This window comes from Zestosphaera sp. (assembly GCA_038843015.1).
GTDB lineage: Archaea > Thermoproteota > Thermoprotei_A > Sulfolobales > NBVN01 > Zestomicrobium.
In genome coordinates this window covers 45,307-54,775 of the sequence record JAWBSH010000010.1, presented here as the reverse complement: position 1 = coordinate 54,775, position 9,469 = coordinate 45,307, and the positions used below count along the sequence as shown (strand labels likewise).

8 protein-coding genes are annotated in these 9,469 nt (G+C 44.5%); 3 read left to right on the top strand and 5 right to left on the bottom strand.

Going from position 1 to position 9,469, the window contains the following annotated elements:
• The coding region (locus tag QXL29_07210) for an MFS transporter (protein MEM2284381.1) at positions 1 to 297 on the bottom strand (297 nt) is incomplete at its 3' end.
• A gap of 77 nt (positions 298 to 374) precedes the next feature.
• On the opposite strand from QXL29_07210, the gene QXL29_07205 reads away from it, so the two are divergent.
• On the top strand, positions 375 to 1,019 hold the full coding sequence (locus tag QXL29_07205) for a CRISPR-associated protein Cas4 (protein ID MEM2284380.1): 645 nt from the start codon (positions 375 to 377) through the stop codon (positions 1,017 to 1,019).
• A gap of 5 nt (positions 1,020 to 1,024) precedes the next feature.
• Here the strand turns inward: QXL29_07205 and QXL29_07200 are convergent, their stop codons facing one another.
• The gene (locus QXL29_07200) at positions 1,025 to 2,338 is read right to left on the bottom strand and encodes a hypothetical protein (protein ID MEM2284379.1); all 1,314 of its coding nucleotides are present in this window, start codon (positions 2,336 to 2,338) and stop codon (positions 1,025 to 1,027) included.
• Between QXL29_07200 and QXL29_07195 the strand changes: the two genes are divergently transcribed.
• Entirely contained in the window at positions 2,313 to 4,304 is a 1,992-nt protein-coding gene (locus tag QXL29_07195) for an alpha-amylase/4-alpha-glucanotransferase domain-containing protein (GenBank protein MEM2284378.1), read from the top strand. The two genes, QXL29_07200 and QXL29_07195, sit on opposite strands and share 26 nt — an antisense overlap.
• 16 nt (positions 4,305 to 4,320) lie before the next feature.
• On the opposite strand, the gene QXL29_07190 is transcribed toward QXL29_07195, so the two are convergent.
• The 3 genes from QXL29_07190 to QXL29_07180 all read right to left on the bottom strand — a co-directional run bounded on the left by QXL29_07190 (position 4,321) and on the right by QXL29_07180 (position 8,653).
• Positions 4,321 to 6,390, bottom strand: a complete 2,070-nt coding sequence (locus QXL29_07190; protein MEM2284377.1) for an alpha-amylase family glycosyl hydrolase — start codon at positions 6,388 to 6,390, stop codon at positions 4,321 to 4,323.
• A 59-nt stretch (positions 6,391 to 6,449) separates the two neighbouring features.
• Positions 6,450 to 7,541, bottom strand: coding sequence for an ABC transporter ATP-binding protein (locus QXL29_07185; GenBank protein ID MEM2284376.1), 1,092 nt, complete (start codon positions 7,539 to 7,541; stop codon positions 6,450 to 6,452).
• Positions 7,542 to 7,612: 71 nt separating this feature from the next.
• Positions 7,613 to 8,653 (bottom strand): glucodextranase DOMON-like domain-containing protein, encoded by a 1,041-nt coding sequence (locus QXL29_07180; GenBank protein MEM2284375.1) that lies wholly within the window; start codon positions 8,651 to 8,653, stop codon positions 7,613 to 7,615.
• 114 nt (positions 8,654 to 8,767) lie between these two features.
• Between QXL29_07180 and QXL29_07175 the strand changes: the two genes are divergently transcribed.
• The gene (locus QXL29_07175) at positions 8,768 to 9,328 is read left to right on the top strand and encodes a hypothetical protein (GenBank protein MEM2284374.1); all 561 of its coding nucleotides are present in this window, start codon (positions 8,768 to 8,770) and stop codon (positions 9,326 to 9,328) included.
• Positions 9,329 to 9,469: the final 141 nt, after the last annotated feature.

Sequence of the window (9,469 nt, the reverse complement as noted above, 5' to 3'; positions counted from 1 at the left end):
TTCCCACCTACCCGCTAACGCTAGAGCCGGGACAGCCACTAAGTTAATCACGTAACCTAACATGGTTAAGCCCCATAAAACCTTACTACTCCTTAGTTTGTCGGCTAAGTACCCACTAAAGAACCTCATTAAGTACCCTAAGAATTCCCCGATAGTCACGGCGCCAGCTACTAACGCAGTCCCTTTAAGAATATTCAAGTAAGCGCCTGAGACTCCTCTAGCACCCTCGTAAGTCATGTCAGCAAATAGTGAGACGAGACCTAAGAAGACGAACGTCAAGAGCAGCTTCTCATTCATTCCTCACCACCTGCCATTGACAAACGCACTAGCTATAATATAAGCTTCTTATTAAGCTAAATCTCTAAGTTGAGTTGGTGTTGGAGGTGGGGGAGGAGTCTCGGCTAGACCTAATCAGCCTGCTCTATACAGTCAGTAAGGAAGAGAAAGAGAAACATCCTAGGAAGCCAGACACTTACTGGGTTACAGACCTCGTGAGGTGCGTGCTTAAAAGAGAGTATGAGCTCAAGTACCCTGAATTAGTTGAGAAAGAAGTTTTCACGCCAGTATTCATACTCGGGACACTCGTTCATAGAGGTCTGCAAGAACTGCTTAAGAACATCATCGGTGAGGGAGTACTCACAGAAGTTGAGGGAAGTCGTGAAGTGATTTTACCTGACGGGAAGAAAGTAGTAGTTGAGGGCAGAGCTGACATTATCGTCAAGATAGGTGACGAGCTGATCGGGGTAGAGATAAAGACTGCCAGAAGCGATTATGACCTACCTAAGCCTCAGCACGTGGACCAAGCAAGAATATATAACTGGCTCTTCAACCTAAGGCAAACTATACTAGTATACGTAACGCCGGAGAGGATAACTCAATACCTAGTGAGTGATAAGGTTAATGAAGAAGAAGTCGTTGATAGAATAACGTCTAAGAAGATACCTAGGTATGAGTGGGAATGTAAGTTCTGTAGTTACTCAGTAATGTGTCCTTACAAAGTACCTAGTAGAGTAGTTTAGTAAAGTCAATTACTTTCTCTTAACAGATACTCTAGCGGTACGTACACGTAGCCAGTCCCGTAGTTAATCTCGTAGAAGAATTCGTAGAGAGACCTCTCTAGAGTCCACGCTTTAAGAGACTTGATAAATACTCCCGCATCGTTAAGTCCTTGAACATCTTGTAGACTCACGTTCTTCAAGTACTCTTCTAATAGAGCGTTAAAGACTCTGTCCTGCCACACCAAAGCTTCCCTCCTTAACTCACCTTCTCTGAGGAAATCTCGAAATACTTCCTCTAACTTCCTCTTTCTGAGCTCGGCGTAAGCAAACATCGTTATGTAGTGGAGAGACCTCAACAAGCAAGCAAGGTCTCTTGAAGCCGTCTCCAAGAGTGATCTCCTCTCTTCAGTTCTGCCGGGCTCGCCTTCAAAGTCTATCAGTATGAAGTCTTTGCCGTCGTAGAGTGTCTGAGCTAAGTGTAGGTCACCGTGAGTCCTGATGAGTTTCAAGCCTAGCAACTCTCTAAGACTCTTCTCTAGCTTGTTCAGCGAGTTATCTATTACGTAGGTCATGTCAACCCCTAAACCCTCTCCTAATCTCCTTATGGACTCTCTAGCTCTAGCTTCTTGTTGCCTCAAGTCATCTAGCCAAACACTAATCACTTCTTCTGTTGCTTCCTTAGGTGAGCACCACTCTTCATCACATGAATTCATTACTTTATGGAATAACGCGACTACACTGCCTAGCTTGCGTGCCTTAGCTTCAACGTCGCCGTACTCTCCCGTCTCAAAATACTTGAGAGCGCTGAGGTAGAAGGGCATGCCCCCGTCTCCAAGAGACTCCACGTACTTAGTCATCACAGCAACTACGGTACCGCCTAAAGAAACTTCTAAGACTAGCTCTGGGGAGTAAGGAAACTTCTTCTTAGTTAGGTATCTGAGGAACTTAGGTTCGCTCAACTCAGGGGAAAACGTCCTGTAACCCTTCAAGACGTACTTGCTATCACCTACCTCTACAACAGAAACTACGTTAGTCCACGCCGTAGACAGCGGCTTAACTAATACATGACCTTCAGGAACCTCACTATACTTCCTGACCTCAAGTAATGTCTTGCCACTCACTAAGCCCTCAACGTATTCTGCAGTGTACTCGCCCTCAACGTACCCACTATCCCTGATAGCTAAGGGTGTGAAGACTTGCCGCGACCCCATCTTGATGAGAAGTCCTCTTAAATTCGCTCCCAAACTAATAGTAGCGACTTCATCTGGCATCACGCCCTTGAGAGGGTACCACCTCCTACTCATAACCCACTTAATGACTTCGTCATCGCAGCACGTCATCTCAACACCACCTATTAAACTACTCCCACGAGATATATTTGGTGTGAGTAGCTTGAACTTGATTAATGGTTCGGGCGTTCCGGAACACCCGAGTATTGCGGAGAAGAAGCCTGTCTTCATATTCGTTATTCACTTCCACCAGCCTATAGGTCAGTTAAGCGAAGTTCTTGAGAGACTTTTCGAGAATAGTTACAAGCCTTTAATGAGCACTCTCTTAAGGTATCGTGTTCCAGTAGCTCTCCACTTCTCAGGCCCTCTACTACTCTACGCTAGAGAACACTACCCAGACTTCCTTGAGATGATTAGGAGAGCTGGTGACTCAGGATTTCCGGAATTCATTGGTGGCGCGTATTCTGAAGCTATACTCCCTCTAATACCTATCGAGGATAGAGCCGAGCAAGTCAGGAAGTATAACGAGCTATTCCGAAGACTAATCGGTGACTATCCTCTCAGGGGCTTCTGGTTGCCTGAGAGATTCTGGGACCAGACAATACCCTCGATAATAAGTAAGTTCGGGTATGAGTACGTCTTCGTCGACGACCAGCTACTCTACATGAAGGGAATGAAGTGGGGTGACAGTAAGTACTTGTGGATAACTGAAGACTCGGGAAAGCCGGTCAAGATCTTCTTCATAGACACTGAAATAAGGTATAAGTTGCCTTGGTCTCCAATACCTGAAGTGATTGAGTACATATCTAGGGCTTCTGACTTAGAAGGATACCCGTACGTCTTATGGGGTAGTGACGCTGAAAAGTTTGGTGAGTGGAAACCTTGGGACGTCACTGGTAAGTGGCTTGAGGAATTCCTTCAAGTCTCAGCAACGAGCAACAAATACTACGTTCTGAGACCTAGAGATTACTTGAGTATAGGGGTAATTAAAGGACTCACGTACTTACCTCACGGGAGCTATGACAAGATGATGGAGTGGAGTGGGGGGCTAATATGGAATTTCTTGACTAAGTATAGTGAGTCTAACAACATGCATAAGAAGCTCATCTACGTCAGGAATAAAGTGTTAGAAGCTGAAGCCTTAAGTAATTCTAGACTTGAGGACGCGTGGGACTACATACACTTAGCCGAATGTAATGATGTGTACTGGCACGGTCTATTCGGCGGTACCTACATACACCACTTAAGAGCTGAAGTCTACAAAAACTTAATAAGAGCTGAGAACCTCGCGGATAGAGTGTTAAGAAGCTACGGCACTAAGAAGAGAGACTTCGACTTTGACGGGGTAGATGAGGTGCTGATAGAGGGGGAGTTACTCAACGCTTACGTAAAGCCTTCTGACAGCGGCACACTCTTCGAGCTAGACTACAGAAAACAAGGAAGAGAAGGAAACCTAATCAACATCATGTCTAGATATCCTGAGACGTACTTGAGTGACGTACCGCACTACACTCACGACAAATACAGGAGAGCGTCTTTCAGAGACTTCATAGTTAAGGACGCGACCGGCTTGAGAGAGTGGGTGAGTAGAGGCGGGGGTTATAGCTCAGGAGATGTCGTAATGATCTCCAACTACGTTGTGGGCGAGTTAAGAGATTCTGGGGTAGTCTTGAAGTCTAGTCTTGAAAACCATGAGGTCGTTAAAGAATATCAAGTAAGTGATTCGGTCTTGACGACAGCATACTACTTAAGCAGTCCTTCAGGAAGTAATGATCTACTACTTATTGAGATGACTTTCTCCCCATACTCACTGAGTGAGTTGAGACTTGAAGTGGGGGGAGAAATAGTTGAGATTGGGCAGTACTTAGAGACTGATGAGTTTACGTTAGCTTCAGAGAGTAACTCTATCAGGATAAAGTTAAGTGAGATTGCTAGCTTATGGAGCTGGAAGCAAGTAACGCTTTCAAGAACTGAGAAGGGCGTTAGAGAGTCTCTACAAGGACTAATAATTGCTTTAGGGCTGAGGGTAAGAGACTTTACTGGAGGACGCCTCAAGATAACGCTACATGTGACTTAATATTTTGAAGAGCTAATCAGCAATATATGATGAAGCCGTACTCACCAAAGATTAACTCGTTCTCAACAGCATTGACTCTCCTAGACATAACAGGTCTTAAACTACTTACCTTACTAGTCAATGAGGGGTTCTCAGACATGTTGATGATTGTTAGCGCCTGGTTTGAGCCTAGATACCTAGCTATCACGAGTAGGTTTCCAGCCCTGCTCATGCTCATTAAGCCTTTCCTCATGAGCGTGCAAGTCTTTCTAACTCTAATCAAGTCCTTAATTAGTTTAAGGAGTTCCTTATCCCACTTACTCTCATCCCATATCATGCCTCTCCTATTATCTGGGTCTCCGCCACCCACCATGCCTACCTCATCTCCATAATATATTGATGGAGAACCAGCTAGACTGAATAAGAGCACGTAAGCGACTTCTAGCTTGAGCGGGTCTCCTACTAGAGTCTTTATGCGTGGCGTGTCGTGAGAGCCTAGCAAGTTGTAGAGTGAGAGGCTCTTAAGGGGTGAGAGTACGGAGTACTTACTCATAGAGGAGTTTATGAAGTAATCTAAGTCTGTCATACCCTTGAGAACCATTAACACGTCTCTCATAAACCCGTAATTCATGAGGGAATCATACCGTCCAGCAACCAGCAATTCTTCTAAGTAGGTAGGGTCGCTCGTAGCCTCACCTAGCAGTAGCGTGTTTTTCTTCTTAGCTTCTAGTTCTTTCTTGAGTTCCTCAACAAACTCTGGAGGTAGTGCCTGCCCTACATCCATCCTAAACCCATCAACACCTAAGCTAAGCCAGAAATCAACTACTTCAGCCACGTACTTCCTCACGTGCTCGTTCAAAACATTCAGTTTAGGCATAACTTTAACGTCTAAGAACTTCTCATAAGGAACTTCACTCAATCTATTTATGGAGTTACGTAAATCGACGCAACTGATCCTCCCTTCTAGGAAATCATTAACTAACTTAACGAGAACCTCACTAGGTTCTTGGTGGAAGTAATATAGGTTGCGGTACTCTCTATTCAAGACTGCCTTAACGAATAACTCATTACATACTGACGTGTGATGTACTGGGAGATCAATAACAACCTTAACGCCAAGTCTTCCGGCCTTACTGAGGAATTCTTGAAAAAGTCTTAAATCACCTAACCTAGGATCTACACTGAAGTAGTCTTCCACGTCGTACCTATGATATGATGGTGACTTAAATATCGGCGTCAGATATAGTGTCTCAACACCTAAGTCACTAATATAGTCTAGCGAGTCAATAATCCCTCTCAAATCTCCTCCTAAGAAGCCGTGAGGTCTAGGGACAATACCCCATTCTAGACAATCATCTTCTTTACCCGTACTCGACTTCCTGAAGCTATCGGGGAATATTGAGTAATATGTTGTGCCTAAATACCATGGAGTCTCCGCCACAACCTCGCCCGAGAATCTAATGAATTCCTCATCTCTCAAGCCTCTATTACCGTATGTCAGTATCTCCCCTTCTCTAGTCTTAGTAATGAATCTGTAGCGGATGTTCCTAGGCGTGACTCCAGGCAAAACTACTTCATAGATGTCGTAATACCCTACACGACCTACTCTATTAGCTCTGAGAAATCTCTTTGAGTCATTAACTAATACTTCAGCATAACACTCTTCAGTAATCCTTGAGTGTGTTCTGAGCCTCAATACTAAGCTGTTCTCATATATTGACGCGTGAGATGAGTCTGTAGGGATGTGTATCACGTGCCACGGCTTGAGAGATTCAGGGTTTTCTTCACCTAGCCTAGCGATAGATGTGGTGAATTCAAACTCTCTATTTTCTGGGAAAGGTCTTAAAACAGCTTTCTCAGGATTTTCAGAGTCTAGAACGACTCTTGAGTCATTGACTACGAAGACGTAGGGGTACTCACCATCCCATACTCTGACTTCAATGCTCCAGCGATTACCCCTCTTAGAAAGTCTGAAGTAGCTTGGAGCAAATGAGGTGAAGAGGGATGAGAGGTAAGCATTCCTATAGTTTTCGTCAGGTATAGAGAAAACCACTATCAGCCTGCCGTAGTAAGGCCCTATCTTCTCTCTCCCTACTATCTCGTACATGACTCATCATTAGCTAATTAACGCACAGTGTTATAAGTCTCTCTCAAGAAGGTAGCCAGCTAAATGAGTTCTCCCGTGTTGACGTCGAAGAACTTTATTCTCTCTCTAACGAACTTTATCCTTACTTTGCTCCCTATGCTGTAGAGCTTACTACCGTGTGTCCTGCTCTTAACAATGTTGTCAGAGAGTTTCAGCGTCACTATTGTTTCAGAGCCTAGAGGTTCTGAAACGATGACTTCAGCTTCCATGTCGTAAGACCCGTCATCAACTAATAACACGTCCTCAGGTCTCACACCAAACACTACGTCTCTACCTACGTACTCTCTCAAACCCCCTACTTCAGGGAGTCCCGAAAGGTTGAGGACGTAATCACCTATCCTAACTTTAGGGTCGCTACTCTCTACCCTAGCCTGCATGAAGTTCATCCCGGGAGATCCTATGAAGCTAGCTACGAACATGTTCTTAGGGTTATTGTATAGTTCGAGAGGCTTACCTACCTGAAAGACCTTACCGTAATTCATCACGGCTATCCTGTCAGCCAGAGTCATTGCTTCAACCTGGTCGTGAGTCACGTATATGGTGGTGACTTTAAGCCTTAACTGTAGCTTCTTTATCTCAGCCCTCATCTCAGTCCTGAGCTTTGCGTCTATGTTGCTTAAGGGCTCGTCAAGGAGCCACACGTTAGGCTCCCTAACTAAAGCTCTAGCAAGAGCGACTCTCTGTTGCTGACCTCCTGAGAGCTGTGCTGGCTTCCTGTCTAGGAGTTCCGAAATCTTAAGTAGTTCAGCGACTTCCTTAACCTTACGGTCTATGTCTTCCTTACTTAACTTCATCTCTTTCTTCCTAACCATTAAGGGGAAAGCAATGTTGTCGTAGACACTCATGTGTGGGTATAGAGCGTAGTTCTGGAAAACCATCGCTATGTTCCTCTCCTTAGGTGTCTTATAATTCACTACCTCATCATCTATTCTTATCTCACCTTCTTCAGGCACTTCTAGACCGGCTATCAGCCTGAGAGTTGTTGTTTTCCCAGAACCTGAAGGACCTAACAAAACAAAGAACTCACCATCCTCCACGTTTAAGCTCACTCTATTCACGGCTTCTACTTTACCGTACCTCTTAGTCACGTTGATTAAAGAAACTCTAGACATTAACTCACCTATGAAAAATACTCTGAGAAAGGTTAAAAACGTTGTTTATCGCTCAAAAATTAAGTCTTAAATTACTTCTTCTTGAAGAACACGTACCCTATGAGGAGACCTAAGACTAGCAATATAATGCCGGCGACTATCGTCGTTGTCCAGTCCGTGACGTACTCTGGCACCGTCGTCGGGACGACCGTAGTAGTTGTTGTCAACCTAGTCTCTACGGTCGTGGTAGTCTTAGTGACTGTCACGGTTACTGGCTGAGGCGGCGGTGCCGGAACTCCCTTAACTACAGCGAAGGTTCCCTCAAGTGTTTGTGGATCTACTACGTAGGAGGTCAGCATAGCGTACTGGGCTTCAGCCGTGGGAGCTAAGAGGTCTATGACTAGAGGGGCTACGTTAGCTGCTAGAGCGTACGTGTCTGCACCGCCAAACTTCCACTCCTCAGCAGTTAACCCGACACCCCTCAACTTGCTTGCTTCGTAACCGTCGTAGCCAGACACAGTAACCACGTACTTCCAGTTAGCTATGTTATCAGAGTCTGTCAGAACTGAAGCGTTCACGACAGCTACTATAGCGTTCAGTGACGGCTCTGTATATACTGTGAAGTCACTTCCTCCAGCTACAGCCACTAGCGAGCCTGTTGAGTCGTAAATCGCTGATACCTGACCTTGAGGTACTGGCTCCTCACCCCAGCCCGGAGCTAGCAGTATCGCGTAGTGCCACGCGTAATCCTCAGCTATATTTACTTTAAGACCGTAAGTCGACGTGTTCGTAGCGCCTGACGCAGTAGTCCTCACATACACCTGAACATGCTGTAAGCAGAAGCCTGCAGGACCTCCCCAAGGATTACCGCCTAAATCTCTCAAGAAGATCACGAAAGCCACGTGCGTAGAGTTCTTCATGACAGCAAACCCAGTCAAGTCAAAGACTCCCGGCTTAAAGACCGCGTTAGTAGGGTATGTGTAGTTGCCCGTACCCTTATCATCACCTACAGGGTCAGAAGCGCTGAACACAGCAACCATAGCTTCTTGAGAGTAAGTAGTCGCAGCTAGCAGAATCGACACTGAAGCCACTACCAAAATTAAAATACCTAAAACACTAATAGACTTACCCACTTAAGACACACCTCAATAATAATATATCAAGACAGGTTAATAAGCAATACTCACTAATCAATAATTTAGGGGCTATCCTTAAAAACAAACCAAAACAAAAAGTTAACTTATGAGGTGATAAAAATCAATACGAAAAGAAAAATAATAATACTGTTAGCTATAGCAACACTAATAAGCATAGTAAACGCCAGCGTATTTGTGTACTACCCAGTAACCCTAACAATAAGCCCCAAACAACCACCAGTAGTATTCCAGGAAGGAACCAACGCGGGCCAACCAGACTTGTGGGGCGAAACAATCACAGTGAATATAGTGGATGACACGAAACTTGTAATCACTGTCCACCCAACACTACAGAGAAACTACTACTACAACTTAACTGAGATAGTTAGTCAAGATTCTTCAAATACTTATTATATAAAATTTAGAGTCACGAAAGCCATAAATGATGTGAGAGTTAATACTGCATACTTAATAATCAATAGCACGGGTGCTCAGTACCAAATAGATTTAAAGACTACGGAACTACAGCCGAACAATTGGATCTCCTTGCAGGCTGGAGGAAAATTACGTGTTGACTTATACTTAGAGCTTTCAGGTTACTCAGGCGGTGATATTAGCGCTTCTGTAGATTTGATAATAACGACTACAGATACTACTGAAACCCCGCCCTGAACCTCCGAGTAGTTAGCTTAGGGTGCTGTAATGAATGGTTGGTTAAGTCTACGTGTTCTTTTTGTCTCTATAATTTTCTTACTGAGTTTCCTTAATGTTTGCTATACGTCTGTCTATGTTTTTTACCCTGTTCAAGCTGTT

Coding starts and splice junctions, on each gene's coding strand:
- QXL29_07195 (MEM2284378.1), top strand. CDS start 2,313: ATGACTTCGTCATCGCAGCACGTCATCTCAACACCACCTATTAAACTA.
- QXL29_07200 (MEM2284379.1), bottom strand. CDS start 2,338: ATGACGTGCTGCGATGACGAAGTCATTAAGTGGGTTATGAGTAGGAGG.
- QXL29_07190 (MEM2284377.1), bottom strand. CDS start 6,390: ATGTACGAGATAGTAGGGAGAGAGAAGATAGGGCCTTACTACGGCAGG.
- QXL29_07185 (MEM2284376.1), bottom strand. CDS start 7,541: ATGTCTAGAGTTTCTTTAATCAACGTGACTAAGAGGTACGGTAAAGTA.